The 16,381-nt window shown below is 66.7% G+C and carries 19 protein-coding genes; 9 read left to right on the top strand and 10 right to left on the bottom strand.

What is annotated here, in order from left to right; translation table 11 throughout:
- Positions 1-95: 95 nt before the first annotated feature.
- Positions 96-377 carry an acyl carrier protein gene (locus tag BMZ21_RS28745; protein WP_066473700.1) on the bottom strand — a complete coding sequence of 94 codons (282 nt, stop codon included), beginning with the start codon at positions 375-377 and terminating at the stop codon, positions 96-98.
- A gap of 192 nt (positions 378-569) precedes the next feature.
- Complete coding sequence (gene acnA / locus BMZ21_RS28750) at positions 570-3,281, bottom strand: aconitate hydratase AcnA (protein WP_091843113.1); 2,712 nt, start codon at positions 3,279-3,281, stop codon at positions 570-572.
- Between the two features lie 236 nt (positions 3,282-3,517).
- Between acnA and ccmA the strand changes: the two genes are divergently transcribed.
- On the top strand, positions 3,518-4,138 hold the full coding sequence (gene ccmA / locus BMZ21_RS28755) for a heme ABC exporter ATP-binding protein CcmA (protein WP_244544073.1): 621 nt from the start codon (positions 3,518-3,520) through the stop codon (positions 4,136-4,138).
- Positions 4,135-4,800: a heme exporter protein CcmB gene (gene ccmB, locus BMZ21_RS28760; protein ID WP_091843117.1), complete on the top strand. Its 666-nt coding sequence runs from the start codon at positions 4,135-4,137 to the stop codon at positions 4,798-4,800. The genes ccmA and ccmB overlap by 4 nt, the downstream gene beginning before the upstream one ends.
- A gap of 4 nt (positions 4,801-4,804) precedes the next feature.
- Here the strand turns inward: ccmB and BMZ21_RS28765 are convergent, their stop codons facing one another.
- Positions 4,805-5,008, bottom strand: a complete 204-nt coding sequence (locus tag BMZ21_RS28765; RefSeq protein ID WP_143079837.1) for a hypothetical protein — start codon at positions 5,006-5,008, stop codon at positions 4,805-4,807.
- 227 nt (positions 5,009-5,235) lie between these two features.
- Between BMZ21_RS28765 and BMZ21_RS28770 the strand changes: the two genes are divergently transcribed.
- The 4 genes from BMZ21_RS28770 to BMZ21_RS28785 all read left to right on the top strand — a co-directional run bounded on the left by BMZ21_RS28770 (position 5,236) and on the right by BMZ21_RS28785 (position 7,109).
- On the top strand, positions 5,236-5,478 hold the full coding sequence (locus BMZ21_RS28770) for a hypothetical protein (protein WP_091843186.1): 243 nt from the start codon (positions 5,236-5,238) through the stop codon (positions 5,476-5,478).
- Between the two features lie 109 nt (positions 5,479-5,587).
- Positions 5,588-6,346 carry a heme ABC transporter permease gene (locus tag BMZ21_RS28775; RefSeq protein ID WP_091843125.1) on the top strand — a complete coding sequence of 253 codons (759 nt, stop codon included), beginning with the start codon at positions 5,588-5,590 and terminating at the stop codon, positions 6,344-6,346.
- Positions 6,343-6,516: a heme exporter protein CcmD gene (ccmD, locus tag BMZ21_RS28780; protein ID WP_091843129.1), complete on the top strand. Its 174-nt coding sequence runs from the start codon at positions 6,343-6,345 to the stop codon at positions 6,514-6,516. The genes BMZ21_RS28775 and ccmD overlap by 4 nt, the downstream gene beginning before the upstream one ends.
- The gene (locus BMZ21_RS28785) at positions 6,513-7,109 is read left to right on the top strand and encodes a DsbE family thiol:disulfide interchange protein (protein WP_091843132.1); all 597 of its coding nucleotides are present in this window, start codon (positions 6,513-6,515) and stop codon (positions 7,107-7,109) included. Before ccmD ends, BMZ21_RS28785 begins: the two co-directional genes overlap by 4 nt.
- 10 nt (positions 7,110-7,119) lie before the next feature.
- On the opposite strand, the gene purQ is transcribed toward BMZ21_RS28785, so the two are convergent.
- The 4 genes from purQ to purC all read right to left on the bottom strand — a co-directional run bounded on the left by purQ (position 7,120) and on the right by purC (position 9,517).
- Positions 7,120-7,815 carry a phosphoribosylformylglycinamidine synthase subunit PurQ gene (purQ, locus tag BMZ21_RS28790; protein WP_091843137.1) on the bottom strand — a complete coding sequence of 232 codons (696 nt, stop codon included), beginning with the start codon at positions 7,813-7,815 and terminating at the stop codon, positions 7,120-7,122.
- A gap of 3 nt (positions 7,816-7,818) precedes the next feature.
- Positions 7,819-8,061, bottom strand: coding sequence for a phosphoribosylformylglycinamidine synthase subunit PurS (gene purS / locus BMZ21_RS28795; protein WP_091843141.1), 243 nt, complete (start codon positions 8,059-8,061; stop codon positions 7,819-7,821).
- A gap of 65 nt (positions 8,062-8,126) precedes the next feature.
- Entirely contained in the window at positions 8,127-8,660 is a 534-nt protein-coding gene (locus BMZ21_RS28800) for a hypothetical protein (protein WP_143079838.1), read from the bottom strand.
- A gap of 62 nt (positions 8,661-8,722) precedes the next feature.
- Positions 8,723-9,517 (bottom strand): phosphoribosylaminoimidazolesuccinocarboxamide synthase, encoded by a 795-nt coding sequence (gene purC, locus BMZ21_RS28805; RefSeq protein WP_091843148.1) that lies wholly within the window; start codon positions 9,515-9,517, stop codon positions 8,723-8,725.
- 344 nt (positions 9,518-9,861) lie between these two features.
- Between purC and BMZ21_RS28810 the strand changes: the two genes are divergently transcribed.
- Positions 9,862-10,185, top strand: a complete 324-nt coding sequence (locus tag BMZ21_RS28810) for a DUF1476 domain-containing protein (protein WP_091843151.1) — start codon at positions 9,862-9,864, stop codon at positions 10,183-10,185.
- Between the two features lie 144 nt (positions 10,186-10,329).
- Entirely contained in the window at positions 10,330-11,115 is a 786-nt protein-coding gene (locus BMZ21_RS28815; protein ID WP_091843191.1) for an HpcH/HpaI aldolase family protein, read from the top strand.
- Between the two features lie 4 nt (positions 11,116-11,119).
- Here BMZ21_RS28815 and BMZ21_RS28820 read toward each other — a convergent pair whose 3' ends face one another.
- Entirely contained in the window at positions 11,120-11,761 is a 642-nt protein-coding gene (locus BMZ21_RS28820) for a DNA-3-methyladenine glycosylase family protein (protein WP_091843154.1), read from the bottom strand.
- An 89-nt stretch (positions 11,762-11,850) separates the two neighbouring features.
- On the opposite strand from BMZ21_RS28820, the gene gluQRS reads away from it, so the two are divergent.
- A complete protein-coding gene (gene gluQRS, locus BMZ21_RS28825) occupies positions 11,851-12,735 on the top strand; it encodes a tRNA glutamyl-Q(34) synthetase GluQRS (protein ID WP_091843159.1) in 885 nt (294 codons plus the stop codon).
- A gap of 37 nt (positions 12,736-12,772) precedes the next feature.
- Here the strand turns inward: gluQRS and BMZ21_RS28830 are convergent, their stop codons facing one another.
- Together BMZ21_RS28830 and BMZ21_RS28835 are read right to left on the bottom strand one after the other, a co-directional pair.
- On the bottom strand, positions 12,773-13,690 hold the full coding sequence (locus BMZ21_RS28830) for an AEC family transporter (RefSeq protein WP_091843162.1): 918 nt from the start codon (positions 13,688-13,690) through the stop codon (positions 12,773-12,775).
- Positions 13,691-13,717: 27 nt separating this feature from the next.
- On the bottom strand, positions 13,718-15,754 hold the full coding sequence (locus tag BMZ21_RS28835; RefSeq protein ID WP_244544074.1) for a M23 family metallopeptidase: 2,037 nt from the start codon (positions 15,752-15,754) through the stop codon (positions 13,718-13,720).
- Positions 15,755-16,381 lie beyond the last annotated feature (627 nt).

The raw sequence follows: 16,381 nt of genomic DNA on the forward strand, positions 1-16,381 counted from the left end.
CGTCTCGCCGCGATCGGGGTCGTGCCCCGCTTGCGGCGTCTCAACGTCCAGCGTCGGCCCCGACGGGCCGAGATGCGCTCAGGCGGCCAATTTACTCAGGCAGCCTTGGCGGCGACGAGGTCGTCGATGCGCTTGCACAGGTTCTCGAGCACGAAATACTGCTCGGCCGGCGCTTTGCCCTCGTTGACCTCCTGGGTCCACTGCTCCAGCGGCAGCTTGATGCCGAAGGCCTTGTCGATCGCAAAGGCGATGTCGAGGAAGGCGAGGGAGTCGATGCCGAGATCGTCGATCGCGTGGCTCTGGGGCGTGATCTTCTCGCGGGGAATGTCGCAAGTTTCCGAAATGATGCCGGCGACCGTCTCGAACGTGGCGGACATGCGGGTGCTCCCGTCTTGGATGATGATGGCGGACGGCGTCCGGGCGCGTTCGCCCCGCGCCTGCCCCAAGCCCCCCGCCGAGGATGACTGTGACCGCCCCCTTACACCTGCGTGCAGGATAGGACAACCGTCACGACCAAAAGAGAGACGCCCGGCTTTTGGCCGGGCGTCCAGTATTGTCCTCGCCGAGCCTTAGGCGGCGATGCCGCGCAGCACGTAGTGCAGGATGCCGGCGTTCTTGAAGTAGTCGAGCTCGTCCAGCGTATCGATGCGGCAGAGGATCGGAACCTTCTTCACCTTGCCATCGGCATAGGTGATCTCGGCTTCGAGCGTCTGGCGCGGCTTGACGGTGGCGAGACCCTTGATCGTCACGCTCTCGTCGCCCTTGAGGCCGAGCGAGGCCCAGCTCGTGCCCTCCTGCAGGGTGAACGGCACCACGCCCATGCCGACCAGGTTGGAGCGGTGAATGCGCTCGAAGCTCTGGGCGATCACGGCCTTGACGCCGAGCAGGTTGGTGCCCTTGGCGGCCCAGTCACGCGACGAGCCGTTGCCGTATTCGACGCCGGCGAAGATCACCAGCGGCACCTTCTCGGCCTGGTAGCGCATCGCCGCGTCGTAGATCGGCAGCTCTTCCTTGCTGGGGTAGTGGATGGTGTAGCCGCCTTCGCGGCCGTTCGGGCCCATCATGTGATTGCGGATGCGGATATTGGCGAAGGTGCCGCGCATCATCACCTCATGATTGCCGCGGCGCGTGCCGTACTGGTTGAAGTCCGCGACGGCGACGCCATGCTCGGTGAGATAGGCACCGGCCGGCGAGGCGGCCTTGATCGAACCGGCCGGCGAGATGTGGTCGGTGGTGATCTTGTCGCCGAACAGGCCGAGGATGCGGGCGCCGACGATTTCGGTGACCGGAGCCGGCTGCTTGCCCATGCCGCGAAAATAGGGCGGGTTCTGGACATAGGTCGACTTGTCGTCCCAGGCATAGGTCTGGCCGGTCGGAGCCTTGACCTTCTGCCAGTTGGCGTCGCCCTTGAAGACGTCGGCATACTTCGCCTTGAAGATCGCCTTGGTGACGTTCTTGGCGATGAAGGCCTGGATCTCCTTGTTGGAAGGCCAGATGTCCTTGAGATAGACCGGCTTGCCGTCCTTGCCCATGCCGAGCGGTTCGGTCGTGAGGTCGATCTGCACGGACCCTGCCAGCGCATAGGCGACGACCAGCGGCGGCGATGCCAGGTAGTTCGCCTGCACGTCCGGCGAGACGCGGCCCTCGAAGTTGCGGTTGCCCGAGATCACGGCGCCGGCGATCAGGCCCTGATCGTTGATCGCCTTCGAGATCGGGGCCGGCAGCGGGCCGGAATTGCCGATGCAGGTGGTGCAGCCGAAGCCGACCAGGTTGAAGCCGAGCTTGTCGAGGTCCTTCTGCAGGCCGGCCTTGGCGAGATACTCGGCCACGACCTGCGAGCCGGGGGCCAGCGAGGTCTTGACCCAGGGCTTGACCTTGAGGCCCTTGGCCACCGCGTTGCGGGCGAGCAGGCCGGCAGCCATCAGCACCGACGGGTTCGAGGTGTTGGTGCAGGAGGTGATGGCGGCGATGACGACGTCGCCATGGCCGAGATCGAACTTCTCACCCTCGACCTTGACGCGGCGGGAGAGCTCGCCGCCCTTCTTGTAGTCCGTATCCATCGCTGCGGCGAAGCCGCTCTTGATCGCGCCGAGATCGGCGCGGCCTTCCGGACGCTTCGGGCCGGCCATCGAGGCCTGGACGGTATTCAGGTCGAGCTCGAGCGTGTCGGTGAAGACCGGGTCGGGCGTCGAGCGCGTCGCGAACAGCCCCTGGGCCTTCGAGTACTTCTCGACCAGCGCGACACGGGCGGCCTTGCGGCTGGTGGTCTCCAGATAGTTCAGCGTCTCGGCGTCGACCGGGAAGAAGCCGCAGGTGGCGCCGTATTCCGGGCCCATATTGGCGATCGTTGCGCGGTCGGCCAGCGTCAGATTGTAGAGGCCGGGGCCGAAGAACTCGACGAACTTGCCGACGACGCCCTTCTTGCGCAGCATCTGCGTGACCGTCAGCACGAGGTCGGTCGCGGTGATGCCTTCCTTGAGCTTGCCGGTGAGCTTGAAGCCGATCACCTCGGGCAGCAGCATCGACTGCGGCTGGCCAAGCATGGCGGCCTCGGCCTCGATGCCGCCGACGCCCCAGCCGAGCACGGCGAGGCCGTTGACCATGGTGGTGTGCGAGTCGGTGCCGACCACGGTGTCGGGATAGGCGACCTCCACCGTTTCGGTCTTCTTGCCCTTCTTCACCTTCTCCTTCGCCGTCCAGACGGTCTGGGCGAGGTATTCCAGGTTGACCTGGTGGCAGATGCCGGTGCCGGGCGGGACGACGCGGAAATTGTCGAAGGCGCCCTGGCCCCACTTGAGGAAGCGGTAGCGCTCGCCATTGCGCTGGTATTCGAGATCGACGTTCTGCTTGAAGGCCTTGGGCGAGCCGAACTCGTCGACGATGACGGAGTGGTCGATGACGAGATCGACCGGCACCAGCGGGTTGATCTTCTTGGGATCGCCGCCGAGCGCGACGACGCCGTCACGCATCGCGGCGAGGTCGACCACCGCCGGCACGCCGGTGAAGTCCTGCATCAGCACGCGCGCCGGGCGGAAGCCGATCTCCTTGCCGGCCTTGCCCTTGTCGTCGAGCCAACCGACGAAGGCCTCGATGTCGGCCTTGGTGACCGAGCGGCCGTCCTCGAAGCGCAGCAGGTTCTCGAGCAGCACCTTCATCGAGAAGGGCAGCTTGGAAATGCCGGCGAGGCCGTTCTTCTCGGCAGCCTTGAGGGAGTAATAGACATATTTCTTCGTGCCGACGGTCAGCGTCTTGCGGCACTTGAATGAATCGAGCGAGGCCATTTTGGCTTACATCCTGATCAAGGGGTTGCGGTCACGAGCCGAATCCCTCCTTGCGGATGAATCCGGTCGAAGGCCTGTTGCGCATGACGCGCACGCCGCCCCGGGAGTGCCCGAGCCCCGCGCCGGATCGGCGTGCGGCGTAGCCACGGGTTCTATAGATCAATTCCAAGAAGCTCGCTACAGGCTCGATATGCGTCAGATGAAGAGCTCATGACGCTTCGGAAGACAGGCTCGGCGTGACGCAGATTCCTTTCCAGAGATTCGCCCTGACAGCCGAGGGGCTCGCTTGCCGCCGCGGCGGGCGCGCGGTCTTCGGCGACGTCAGCTTCCACCTGGAAAATGGCACGGCGATCGCGCTCACCGGCCGCAACGGCGCCGGCAAATCGAGCCTGATCGCCATGGTGTGCGGGCGCCTGCGGCCCGAAGCCGGGGTGATCAAGCTCGAGGGGCAGGGCGACCTGCCGCCGGCCGAGGCAGTTCATCTGGTCGGCCACCGCGACGGGCTCAAGACCGCGCTGACCGCGGCCGAGAATTTGCGTTTCGCGCAGGATCTGCTTGGCCAGCCGGGCCTCGACCCGGCCGAGGCGCTCGCGACGGTCGGCCTGCCGCATGCCGGGTCGCTGCCGGTCGGCTATCTCTCGGCCGGCCAGCGCCGGCGCGTCGCGCTGGCACGCCTCCTGGTGGCGTCGCGGCCGATCTGGCTGCTGGACGAGCCGATGGCAGCACTGGATATCGGCTCGCAGGCGATGCTGTCGCAGCTCATGCAGGCACATCTGGCGGCGGGCGGCGCGATCCTGGCGGCGACCCACGGCCCGCTCGGCCTCGACGGCGCGCGCGAACTCAGGATCGGCCCGTGACCGGCGCCTTCCTTGCCATCCTCAGGCGCGATCTTGCTTTGGCTGTCCGGGCCGGCGGCGGCGGCGAGCTCGCGCTCGTCTTCTTCCTGACCGTCGTGGTGCTGATTCCGTTCGCGCTCGGGCCCGACCTCAACCTGCTGTCGCGGATCGGCCCGGCGATCCTTTGGCTCGGGGCGTTGCTGGCGACCTTGATCGGGCTCGACCGCCTGTTCCAGGCTGATGAGGAGGACGGCTCGCTCGATTTGATCCGCGGCGCGCCGCTGCCGCTCGAGCTCGCCGTCCTCGCCAAGGCGCTGGCGCATTGGCTGACGACCGGCCTGCCGCTGACCTTGGCCGCGCCGCTGCTCGGGCTGCTCGTCGCGCTGCCGGTGGAGAGCGTCCTGCCACTGACCGCGAGCCTTGCTTTAGGAACTCCGGCGCTGAGCTTCATCGGGGCGGGCGCCGCGGCACTAACCGCGAGCCTACGGCGGGGCGGCCTGATCCTGCCGATCCTGGTCGCGCCGCTGTGCGTGCCCGTGCTGATCTTCGGTGTTTCGGCTTCGGACGCGGCACGCGGGCCGATGCCGCTGCAGAGCCCGTTGCTGATCCTGGCTGCGTTATCGCTGATGGCGGCCGTGGTTGGCTGTGTCGCGGCGGCGGCAGCGTTGCGCCAGCCGGATTGAGGCGTCAGACCTCGGACAATTCACCCCGGTCGAGTTCCAGGGCGCAGCCAGATTGGGTTGCCAACCGGGCGACGGCGGCTGCGATGTCTTCGAGCGCGACATTCTCATCGATGAAACGGCGCTGGACGTCTTCGGCGACGCCGAAGACGTCGACGACCCGCGATTGACCTGCCTCCAGGCGCACGGCCGTCTCGATGTCGCGTCGCATGGGATCGGATAGCGTGATGAGCATGGCAATCCCTCCTACGACCCGATATTACGCCCAAGCTGAGTAGCGCTCAATAAAAAATATAATAATTTCAGTTATTTAGTAGATTGCGTCAGTGGAGGTTGAGTCGCTTGACGCTCAGGTGCCGTCGGCGACGCAGCCACTTGTGATTGAGTAACTCGCGCAAATATAGTCACTTACTCATTTCCAGCGCGATGGAGCGCGCCATGCCGGATTTGGAACGCGGCGAACGTTTGCAGATCATGCTCAGCGCGGACGAACTCCGTGCGGTCGAGAACTGGCGGTTCGAGAAGCGGATGCCGAGCCGCGCCGCGGCCGTCCGCGAATTGCTCAGGCGCGGCCTGAATGCCGAGGGCTTCGACGTCGCTGCCGACGGCGCTCGTTCAGGCAGCTTCAGCGTCCTCGACAAGGTCGATGGCGACGAGCCGGCCGTGCCGGAGAAGAACTAGCCTTCTTGCTAGCCTCATCGTCGCAGGTACCGCTCCTCGATTGTGAGCCGGGCCGGCGATTGCTACATGCTCTCTGGTCGAAAGAAGAGCAGAGCCGGCCACCACCGTCATGGCGAGCCTTACCGAACTGGCCAATCCGGCGCGCTTCATGCGCCTGTCGAGCGTCTTGCTGCCCTGGCTCGCGGGAGCGGCGGCGCTGCTGCTCACGATCGGCTTCTATCTCGTCTGGTTCGTCGCCCCCTCCGACTACCAGCAGGGCGAGACGATTCGGATCATGTACATCCATGTGCCGGCGGCCTGGCTGGCGCTGATGTTCTATTCGATGATGGCGCTCTCGGCGCTCGGCGTGCTGGTCTGGCGCCATCCGCTCGCCGACGTCGCCCAGCAGGCTGCAGCACCGATCGGCGCCTGCTTCGCGCTGATCTGCCTGCTGACCGGGTCGTTCTGGGGCAAGCCGATGTGGGGCACCTACTGGGTCTGGGATGCGCGCCTGACCTCGATGCTGGTGCTGTTCCTCATCTATCTCGGCCTGATCGCGCTGCGCCGGGCCATCGACGAGCCTTCGCGGGCCGGCCGCGCCGTCGCGATCCTGACGCTGGTCGGCTGCGTCAACATCCCGATCATCAAGTTCTCGGTCGACTGGTGGAGCACATTGCATCAGCCGGCCTCGGTGCTGCGGCTGGGCGGGCCGACCATCCATTCCTCGATGCTCTGGCCGCTGGTGATCACCGCGATCGGTTTCACGCTGCTGGCGCTGGCGCTGCATTGCGCCGCCATGCAGGCCGAGATCCTGCGCCGGCGCGTGCGCACACTGACGATCTTCGAGGCCGAGCGGCTCGACCGGCTCTCGCTGCAGGCGGCGCAATGACGGACGTGCTCGGACCCCATGCCGGCTTCATCCTCGCCGCCTATCTGGCTGCGGCCGTGATCCTCGGCGGTCTCGCCGCCGCGATCCTGCTCGACCGGCGCGCGCAGCGGCGTGCACTGGCGGCGCTGGAAGAGCGCGGCGCCGGTCGTCGTGGCGGAGCGTCGTCATGAGCGAGGCGTCCGTTTCAGCGCCGCGACGGTCGCCCTGGCTCTATGCGATCCCGCTGCTGGTTTTCGTGGCCTTGGCGGCGGTGTTCGCCAAAGGGCTGTTCTCGGGCGATGCCAGCAAGGTGCCCTCGGCCCTGATCGGCAAGCCGGCCCCGGCGGTCACATTGGCGCCGCTCGAAGGCCTGCAGCGCGATAGCCAACCTGTGCCGGCCTTCGGCATGGCTGATCTCGCCAAGGGCAAGGCGACGATCGTCAACGTCTTCGCCAGCTGGTGCGCGCCCTGCCGGGTCGAGCATCCCTTCCTCGTCGCCATGGCCGATTCGGCCGCGGTGAAGCAGGGCAAGGTCCAGCTCGTCGGCTTCAACTACAAGGACGAGGCCGAGAACGCCCGCCGCTTCCTCGGCGCGCTCGGCAATCCCTATTCCGCCGTCGGTGCCGATCGTGCCGGCCGCGCCGCGATCGACTGGGGCGTCTACGGCGTGCCCGAGACTTTCCTGATCGGGCCGGACGGGCGCATCCTCGACAAGCATGTCGGCCCGCTCGACGGGCAGGCGGCGTCACGCATGCTGGCGAAGGCGGCGGCGCTGGTGAAGTGACGGCCGCAGGTCAGGCCGCCTTCTTGCCGCCGACCAGGCTTTCGAACATGCCGCGGCCGTCGGTGCCGCCGACGAGGCCGTCGATCAGATTCTCCGGATGCGGCATCAGGCCGAGCACGTTGCGGCCGGGCGAATAGATGCCGGCGATGCCGTTGAGGGAGCCGTTCGGATTGGTCGCGGCAGTCACGTTCCCATCCGCATCGCAATAGCGGAAGGCGACGAGTCCCTCGCCTTCGAGCCGGGCCAGCGTTTCGGGATCGCAGATATAGTTGCCCTCGCCATGGGCGATGCAGACATCGATCACCTGCCCCTTGGCATAGGCCGAGGTGAAGGCGGTGTCGTTGCGCTCGACCTTGAGATGCTGGCGCTTGCAGACGAATTTCAGATCGGCGTTGCGGGCCAGCACGCCCGGCAGCAGGCCGGCCTCGCAGGCGATCTGGAAGCCGTTGCAGATGCCGAGAACGAGGCCGCCGCGCGCCGCATGGGCCCGCGTCGCGTCCATGATGTGGGCGCGGCCGGCGATGGCGCCGCAGCGCAGATAGTCGCCATAGGAGAAACCGCCGGGCAGGACGACGAGGTCGGTGCCACCAGGCAGCTCATGATCGCCATGCCAGACATGGTCGACCGTGGCGCCCGCCTGGCGCAGGGCCTTGGCGACGTCACCGTCGCGATTCGAGCCGGGGAAGGTGATGACGGCGGCGCGCATCGGTCAGGCTCCGATCTCGACCCGGTAGTTCTCGATGACGGTGTTGGCGAGGAGTTTCTCGCAGGCAGCCTTGAGGGCGGCCTCGGCCGCGGCCTTGTCGGCGCCGTCGAGCTCGATGTCGAAGACCTTCCCCTGGCGGACCGAGCCGACGCCGTCGATGCCGAGGGATTTCAGCGCGCCCTCGATCGCCTTGCCCTGCGGGTCGAGCACGCCGGTCTTGAGGGTGACGGTGACGCGGGCTTTCATCGTGATCTCCGGAACGGGGCGCTTGTCGGTTCGCTTAGCGGTGAATCGGTGCCGGCTCAACCATTTCAGCGACTCGCCCAGGTCGCGCGGGCGAAATCCTGGGCGGCCTGCGAATCGTCGGTCACGGCGATCGCCATGGACAGCGTGGTGTCCTTGCGCGCGTAGAGGATCGCGGTCGCGGCCAGGCGGCCGCCGTCCCTGGCGCGGATTTCGACGAGGATGCCGTCGGTGCCGTCCTGCTTGAAGCGCGAGACGGTGGTCGTGCTCTTCGGCTTCTCGGCCCGCTTCGCCTTTGGGCGCTTGGAGAACTCGCGTGCCAGCCGCGCCGGGTTGAGCGCAAGCGTCCGCGCCATGTCCGCGGCCTCGCTGCCTTCGAAGCTGAGCAGCGCGGCAACGCCCGGCCGCTCGCAGTCCTGCGGCGTGCAGAAGACCATCGCCTTCGGATTGATGCCGTCGTTGACGACCCAGTTCTGGATCGGCAGCGGTTCCCAGCCGCGCCCGGCTGCGAGCTGGACCAGGCCCGGCCCGAAATGATCGGCGCAGCCGGCGATCAGGATCATGCCGAGCGCGAGCGCGCCGAAACGCAAACGGGAGCGCAAGCGCCCCCGTCCGGTCGTCTGGGACTTGCTAGCCGTCATGCTCACAGCACGAGGCGCGACAATTACTGCACCAGCCGGGGGCCCGCCGGGCCCGGCTTTTCGTTCTCGCCGAGAATACCGAGGCGGCGCGCCACTTCGGTATAGGCCTCGATCAACCCACCCAGGTCGCGGCGGAAGCGATCCTTGTCCATCTTGTCTTTCGACCTGATGTCCCAGAGCCGGCAGGAATCGGGGCTGATCTCGTCGGCGACGACGATGCGCATCATGTCGCCTTCCCAGAGCCGGCCGCACTCGATCTTGAAGTCGACGAGACGGATGCCGGCGCCGAGGAAGAGGCCGGAGAGGAAATCATTGACGCGAATGGCAAGCGCCATGATGTCGTCGATCTCCTGCGGCGTTGCCCAGCCGAAGGCCGTGATGTGCTCTTCCGAGACCATCGGATCGCCCAGCGCGTCGTTCTTGTAGTAGAACTCGATGATCGAGCGCGGCAGCTGGGTGCCTTCCTCGATGCCGAGCTTGGTCGAGAGCGAGCCGGCAGCGACATTGCGGACCACGACCTCGAGCGGAATGATCTCGACCTCGCGAATCAGCTGCTCGCGCATGTTCAGGCGGCGGATGAAATGCGTGGGAACGCCGATATCGTTGAGATTGCTGAAGATATGCTCGGAGATGCGGTTGTTCAGCACGCCCTTGCCGTCGATCACTTCGTGCTTCTTGGCATTGAAGGCGGTCGCGTCGTCCTTGAAATGCTGGATCAGCGTTCCAGGCTCCGGTCCTTCATAGAGGACCTTCGCCTTGCCTTCGTAAATGCGACGGCGGCGGTTCATCGGGATATACCGTGGCTTGAGGAAATCCAAAGGGTCGGCCTCTCTCTGGTCGCGGTTGCCCGCGGCGGGATCATGGCCCTTTTCAGCACGCTCTCGCGCAATCTCGTTGCTCTGTCGAGTTCGATCCTGGCGCGCCGGTCCGGCTGGTTCATGCGGGCCCTGCTCCCTAGGAACCGGCCACACGTCGCGCTATATGGGCCTTTCGTGCTGCAAACGCAACAAAGCGCCTGAGGCGGGGTCGCGACCCCGGATTTGGCCGTGCCGGATCAGGTTGGACAGCTGGGCCTCTAGCCCGCACCGCCATCACATTGCTATATGGCGAAGCTGATATCGCGCCGCAGCAAGATTGCCGCTCCGAAGAGGATAAGAACCAGATGACCACCTTCGACCAGCGCAAGGACGCCTACGAGAACAAGTTCGCGCATGACGAGGAGCTCCGCTTCAAGGCGACGGCTCGGCGCAACAAGCTGCTCGGCCTGTGGGCCGCGGAGAAGCTCGGCAAGAGCGGCGCCGATGCCGATGCCTATGCCAAGTCCGTGGTGCTCGCCGATTTCGAGGAGGCCGGCGACGACGACGTGCTGCGCAAGGTCAAGGCCGATTTCGCCGCGGGCGGCGTCACGGTCGCGGACGATGAGATCCGTCGGACGATGACCGAGCTCCTGATCAAGGCCGCCGACGAGATCCAGGCCGGCCGCTGAACGACGCTCGGCCGCAGGGCGGACTTCATCGCATTGCGCCCTTGAGCATGGTGCATGCCGCATCGTTTGCCTTTCACCGCCGGTTCGGTCCAGGGTCCCTGGACCCGCCAGTGGTGAAGAGCGGGCAACCGGATGAATGCGCTCATGACCGCCGCCAAGCCGACCGTGCTGTCCTCGCTCGCCGATCGTCTCGCCAAGGGCGAGACGCTGCTGTCCGCGTGGTGCGGGCTGCCGGATCCGAGCATCGCCGCGATCCTGGCGCAGGAAGACTTCGACGCGGTCACGCTCGACATGCAGCACGGCCCAATCACGCTCGCCGAGGTGATCCGGGCGATTCCGCTGATCAACGCCGCCGGCAAGCCGGCGCTGGCCCGCATTCCGGTCGGCGAGTTCCAGAACGTCTCGAAGCTGTTCGATTCCGGCGCCTCCGGCGTGATCGCGCCGATGATCAACACGATCGAGGATGCGCGCCGGCTCGCGGCCTATGCCAAGTATCCGCCGCTCGGCGAGCGCAGCTGGGGCAGCTATGGCGGCCTCGGCGCTTCCGGCCTCGACCAGAACGGCTATCTCAGGCTGGCCAACAGCTTCTCGCTGACCTTCGCGATGATCGAGACCCGCGAGGCATTGGCGATCGTCGACGACATCCTCGCGCTCGAGGGGATCGACGCGCTCTTCGTCGGCCCGTCCGATCTCTCGATCGCGCTGTCGGGCGGCGCCTCCGTCAATGCCTCGGCCAAGGAGGTCGATGACGCGCTGCGCCACATCGTGGCGCGGGCCAATGCCGTGAAGAAGCCGGTCGCCTTCTATGCTGCGAGCGCCGAACGGGCCGCGGAAGGTGTCGCACTCGGCGCGCGTCTGGTCACCGTGATGAGCGATACTGGCTTTCTGCGTCATGCGGCGCAGGCTGCGCTGAAGATCGCGCGCGGCTGACGCTTCAGGCGTTGATGCCCTCGCGCGATTTCAGCGCGGCGTAATAGGCCCAGAGCAGGCGTGCGGCAACGCCTCGCCAGGGCCGCCAGGCTTCGGCGAGTTCCGCCAGTTCGGTGGGATTTGGCCGCAATGGCAGCCCGAAAGCGACCTTCGCGGCCTCCTGCACCGCGAGGTCGCCGGCGGCGAAGCCGTCGCGATGGCCGAGGCAGAACAGCAGGTAGACATCCGCCGTCCAGGGGCCGATGCCGGAAACGGCCGTCATGTGCGCGTGGACGAATTCCGGCGTCGCCGTCTCCAGCGCGGCAAGGTCGAGCCGGTTCTCGGCGATCGCCGCGGCGACGGCGCGCAGCGTCTTCTGCTTCGGCCGGGACAGACCCGACAGCCGCATCTCCTCGTCGCTGGCAGCGAGGACGCGTTCCGGCGTCAGCGGGGCAAGCACGCTCTCGACCCTCGCCCAGACGGCGCGGGCGCTTGCCACCGAAAGCTGCTGCGAGACGATGATCGAGGCCAGGCTCGAAAACCCGCTCTCGCGGCGGCGCAGCGGCGGAATGCCGGTCCGGGCGATGATCTGGTCCCAGACGGGATCGAGCGTGGCGAGGGCAGCCATGCCCTCTTCGAGATCGGCGGTGCAGGAGATCGTCGCCATGTTACCCGGGTCTATTGCCGATCGCTGCTCCTGGTCCTGTCAGGAGGCAGGGCTTGGCGAGGCTCGCCGCAAACCATAGACAGAAGCGGATGGCATCGTCTCCACCCGTTTTCCGGTTCGCGCCGAGCCCGAACGGGCGGCTGCATCTCGGCCATGCCTATTCGGCGCTGCTCAACCAGCGGCTGGCGGGGCGCTTCGGCGGCGAGCTGCTGCTGCGGATCGAGGATATCGACCTGACGCGCTGCCGGTACGAATTCGAGCAGGGCATTTTCGATGACCTCGCCTGGCTGGGGATTTCGTTCCCACCGGAGGTGCGGCGGCAATCCCGGCATTTCGACGATTATCGCCGCGCGCTGGACAGGCTCGATGCGATGGGGCTGGTCTATCCCTGCTTCTGCTCGCGCCAGCAGGTGAAGGAGGCCGTGGGCCGATGCGAGGCCGAGAGCGGAATGCCCTGGCCGCGCGATCCCGATGGTGCGCCGCTCTATCCCGGCACCTGCCGTGACCTGAGTGAAGCCGAGGCACGCCGACGCCGCGCCGCCGGCGAGCCGCATGTTCTGCGACTCGCCATGGACCGGGCCCTGGCGCGGGTGGCCGGCGCAGCGCTCGTCTACCGACTCTTCGACGAAACTGGAGCACAGCGGGACGTCACCGTCGATCCGGCCGGTTGGGGCGATGTCGTGCTGGCGCGCAAGGACGTGCCGACGAGCTATCATCTCTCGGTGGTCGTCGACGACGCGCTGCAGGGTGTCAGCCATGTCGTTCGCGGGCGGGATCTGGAAGCGGCGACCGGGATCCATGTCCTGCTGCAACGCCTGCTCGACCTGCCGACGCCGCGCTATCATTTCCATCGGCTGCTGAACGACGAAACCGGGCAGAAGCTGGCGAAGAGCCGGCTGTCCCGGAGCCTCGCCGATCTGCGGGCGGACGGGGCGACGCCGGAGGCGATCCGGCGGCAGCTCGGTTTCACGTGAATCGCTGCCCGGGCGGATCCTCGTCAGGGCGAGGCGTTCAGCCCACGCCCAGAAAGGTCAGCCAGCCGACGGTGGTGAAGAGCGAGAGTCCGGTCGAGAGCGCGATCGCGCTGGAGGCGTCGGCGACGCCCTGCTTGTAGCGCTCGGCGAAGAGATAGGCGTTGATGCCGCAGGGACAGGCGGCGAAGAGCACGGCGACCCCGGCCCAGGCCACCGGCATGGCGAACACTTTGGTCGCCAGCAGGAAGACGATCAGCGGGTGCAGGATGAGCTTGAGGAAGCTCAGGATCGCCGGCAGGGCGATGCCGGAGGCCAGGCCGTAGCGCCGGAGCGCGATGCCGAGGCTGACCAGAGCGCAGGGGACGGCGGCGCCCGCGATCAGGTCGACGATCGACCAGAGCGGCGCCGGAAGCATGCCGACGAAGGGGCGCGCGGCGCTGCCCAGCAGGATGCCGACGACGATCGGGTGGGTGAACAGGCGCCTGAGCAGCAGGAGCGGCGAAGTTCCCTTGCCCTCGGCGAGCAGCGTCGCGGCCGTCATCGTCACCGGCAAATGCACGGCGAGCAGCAGGCTCAGGGGCACCGCGCCAGCTTCGCCATAGGCCTTCAGGATCATCGGGATGCCGACGAAGACGGTGTTCGATTGGGCTGCGGCGAAGCCGGAGACGACAAGCTCGGGACCTTTGCGGGCGAACAGATGCCGCGCCACGAGCTGGGCGATAACCCAGACGACGGCGAGGCCGGCGAAATAGGAGATCCAGTAGCCCCAGGGCTGGTCCGGCGGGATCGTGGCCGTCGCCAGCGTCTTGAACAGCAGGCAGGGGATGGCGAGGACGAAGACGAAGTCGGAGAGGCCCTCGCCGGTCGTTTCCCGCAGAAGCTTCAGCCAGCGGGCACCATAGCCGATCGCGATCAGGCCGAAGACGGGAAGGACGATGAGGAAGGAGGATAGCATCAGGCCCGCCGGGCAGGGAAACGAGGTTCAGCGCAATTGCGCGGTCTGGCCTCCGGCCTTCTCGATCAGGCCCAGAACTTCGTCGCGCTGGCGCTTGAACTCGACCAGTGCCTTGCCGTCGAGTTCGCGGCCGCGCGGCACCTTGATCTTCATCGGGTTGACGAAGTTGCCGTTGACCAGGACCTCGTAGTGGAGATGCGGCCCGGTCGAGAGGCCGGTGTTGCCGAGGAAGCCGATCACCTGGCCCTGGCGGACCTTGACGCCGGGCGCGATGCCCTTGGCGAAGGCCGACTGGTGCGAGTAGGCGGTGACATAGCCGTTGGCGTGCTGGATCTCGATGCGCCGGCCATAGCCGGAATCCCATTCGGCCTTGATGATCGTGCCGTTGCCGGCGGCCAGGATCGGCGTGCCGATCTTGTTGGCCCAGTCGATGCCGGTATGCATCTTCGAATAGCGCATGATCGGGTGGTAGCGCATGCCGAAGCCCGAGCGCATCTCGCCGTCGCTGATCGGCTTGCGCAGCAGGAACTTCTTCAGCGAGCGGCCGTCGCTGTCGAAATAGTCGATCAGCCCATCCTCGGGCGCCTGATAGCGGAAGACCTGCCGCGTCTCGCCATTGACGGTGAGGCTCGCTGACAGGATCTCGGCGCGCTCGCCGTCGTCGTCGTCGGTGAAGATGACTTCGAGATTGTCGCCGCCGCGCACCCGCTGCTGGAAATCGAGGTCATAGGAGAAGATCCGGACGAGCTCGTCGATCAGCGGGCGCGGCAGGTCGTGGCGCAGCCCGGTCTCGTAGAGGCTCTCATAGAGGCGCGCGCCGGTGCCGCCCTCGTCTTCCTCTTCCTCCTCGTCGTCCTGCGCGCCGGCCTGCGATTTCTGCTGCGGCCCGGCAACTTCCACCCGCGGCAGCGAGACCGGGACGAACAGGCCCTTGTCGTTGATCGCGACGGCGGCCGAAGGGCGCCCATTCTCGAGCAGGGCGACACGAACGATCTGGCGGGGATCGCCGGGGCGCGGGCCGGGCGCGAACAGAGCCTGCAGCACCTGGCCCTCCGGAAGGGCGGCGACCTTCACGCGGCCGTCGAAGGCCTTCATCATCGAGACGATCTGGTCGCGGTTGGCGCCGGCGTTGCGCACCACGGTTTCGAAATTCTCGCCGCGGCGGGTGATCAGGAGCTTTTCCTCGACCTGCGGCTCGCGGGTGGCCGCCATCGGAGTCTTCGGCGCGTTGGTGACGTTCTCCGGGACGACTCGAACCTCGATGCCCGAGAAGGACGTATCTGTAGCGGGGGCATAGGACAGCAGGCTGCCGGCGGCGCCGGCGGCCTGGTTGCCTTGAGCCAGGGTGCGGCTCAGCATCAGCTGAGGCGGGATCGGCAGGGCGGCGCGGCGGTCGGCGGCGGCCAGGTTGGCCCGCTCCTCCTCCATCTGGTTGACGACGTCGGCGTCGGTCAGATTGGCTTTGCCGGGCGCGATCGGCATGTCGGCGAGATCGCGCTTGGTGATCGAGACATCCGCATCCGGCATCTCGGTGACGGGTTCGGCATAGCGTTCGCCGCTGGGACCGCCCTCGGCGAAGAGCCGCAGCGGATTGAAGGGCGGGATGTTGGCGGCATAGACGCCGCTGGTCAGCGACAGATTGGTCGACAGACGCACGAAGGGGCGTACCCGGATGACTTCGCGATCGCCGATGCGCTGGGACATCGGTGCGCGCACGCTATGACGCGCCGAGGCGATCGGCTGCTCGGCGACGAGCTTGTCACCCTTGCGGGCGCCGCCGCCGGCCGAGGTGGTCTGATGCGGGGTGACCGGCTCGGGGCGCTCGGCGAAGCTGGTGTCGCCGCGGACAGCGACGAGGATGGCGCCACCGAGGAGGGCCGCACCACAGGAGCCGACGAGCAGGCAGGCCGCGAGCCAGCGCAACGACACGCCGCGGCGATCCATGCCGGCCGGCGTCGTCCCGGCCGGGGTGATGGGCGGTTCGATCCCGAGATCGACGAGCAGCGCCGTCGCTTCCGGCGTCAGCGGCTCATGCGGCGCTCTGAGGTCCGGAGGGGCGTTCATCGGGCGTCTGGCGAATCCATTGATGCGCCCGGGGGCGCGCCGAGTCGATGCCGCGGACGGGCTCGATCCCTGTCTTATATAGAGCAGAGACCATGCCCGCGTCCCGCATGGGAATCAATCTCAGGGTTCGCCCCGCAGACTGTCCTGGCGTTGGCATCGTGCCTCTGGGGAAAAATTGCGGCTGTTTGCGGGCGAGGCCTCTCCGTCGGCCCAATCCGGGCGGCCCGTCCTATGGCAAACAGGGGTAAAACCCGCGAAAATCGCGAGCCGGATAAAAAAGTGAGCCGCTGTCGAAAAACTTTCATCTGGTGTGTTGACAGCGGAACGGGGGTCCCCCTATAAAGCGGCCATCGAGACGGCGCCGCCGCTGGCGGGGCCGCTCTACTGCGCTTCACGGGAACGTTGGGCTTCGCTGCCGACTTAGTCGGTGGTCGCGGCTGTTTCTGGAGGCCTTGCTGTTTGACAAGTAAAGACAGAAAGAGAAACGTGGACGGCGGAGTTCTTGCGGACTTAGCTTCAGGCTAAGTCGAACGAGACTTCGGTGTGCTGCGTTTACAAGAGCCATCGCTGATGATCTTAGGGTCATCAAGCAATGACTCCGTCAATACGCAGCGATGCCGGAACAAA

The organism is Allobosea lupini, assembly GCF_900109525.1.
Taxonomy (GTDB): Bacteria; Pseudomonadota; Alphaproteobacteria; order Rhizobiales; family Beijerinckiaceae; genus Allobosea; species Allobosea lupini.

What these genes read in the sequence shown, in the direction of transcription:
- BMZ21_RS28815 (WP_091843191.1), top strand. Translation starts at nt 10,330, where the DNA reads ATGACCGCCGCCAAGCCGACCGTGCTGTCCTCGCTCGCCGATCGTCTC.
- purQ (WP_091843137.1), bottom strand. Translation starts at nt 7,815, where the DNA reads ATGCGCGCCGCCGTCATCACCTTCCCCGGCTCGAATCGCGACGGTGAC.
- BMZ21_RS28745 (WP_066473700.1), bottom strand. Translation starts at nt 377, where the DNA reads ATGTCCGCCACGTTCGAGACGGTCGCCGGCATCATTTCGGAAACTTGC.
- BMZ21_RS28830 (WP_091843162.1), bottom strand. Translation starts at nt 13,690, where the DNA reads ATGCTATCCTCCTTCCTCATCGTCCTTCCCGTCTTCGGCCTGATCGCG.
- ccmD (WP_091843129.1), top strand. Translation starts at nt 6,343, where the DNA reads ATGACGGACGTGCTCGGACCCCATGCCGGCTTCATCCTCGCCGCCTAT.
- acnA (WP_091843113.1), bottom strand. Translation starts at nt 3,281, where the DNA reads ATGGCCTCGCTCGATTCATTCAAGTGCCGCAAGACGCTGACCGTCGGC.
- BMZ21_RS28765 (WP_143079837.1), bottom strand. Translation starts at nt 5,008, where the DNA reads ATGCGACGCGACATCGAGACGGCCGTGCGCCTGGAGGCAGGTCAATCG.
- gluQRS (WP_091843159.1), top strand. Translation starts at nt 11,851, where the DNA reads ATGGCATCGTCTCCACCCGTTTTCCGGTTCGCGCCGAGCCCGAACGGG.
- BMZ21_RS28770 (WP_091843186.1), top strand. Translation starts at nt 5,236, where the DNA reads ATGCCGGATTTGGAACGCGGCGAACGTTTGCAGATCATGCTCAGCGCG.
- BMZ21_RS28775 (WP_091843125.1), top strand. Translation starts at nt 5,588, where the DNA reads ATGGCGAGCCTTACCGAACTGGCCAATCCGGCGCGCTTCATGCGCCTG.
- BMZ21_RS28785 (WP_091843132.1), top strand. Translation starts at nt 6,513, where the DNA reads ATGAGCGAGGCGTCCGTTTCAGCGCCGCGACGGTCGCCCTGGCTCTAT.
- BMZ21_RS28820 (WP_091843154.1), bottom strand. Translation starts at nt 11,761, where the DNA reads ATGGCGACGATCTCCTGCACCGCCGATCTCGAAGAGGGCATGGCTGCC.
- purS (WP_091843141.1), bottom strand. Translation starts at nt 8,061, where the DNA reads ATGAAAGCCCGCGTCACCGTCACCCTCAAGACCGGCGTGCTCGACCCG.
- BMZ21_RS28835 (WP_244544074.1), bottom strand. Translation starts at nt 15,754, where the DNA reads ATGAACGCCCCTCCGGACCTCAGAGCGCCGCATGAGCCGCTGACGCCG.
- BMZ21_RS28810 (WP_091843151.1), top strand. Translation starts at nt 9,862, where the DNA reads ATGACCACCTTCGACCAGCGCAAGGACGCCTACGAGAACAAGTTCGCG.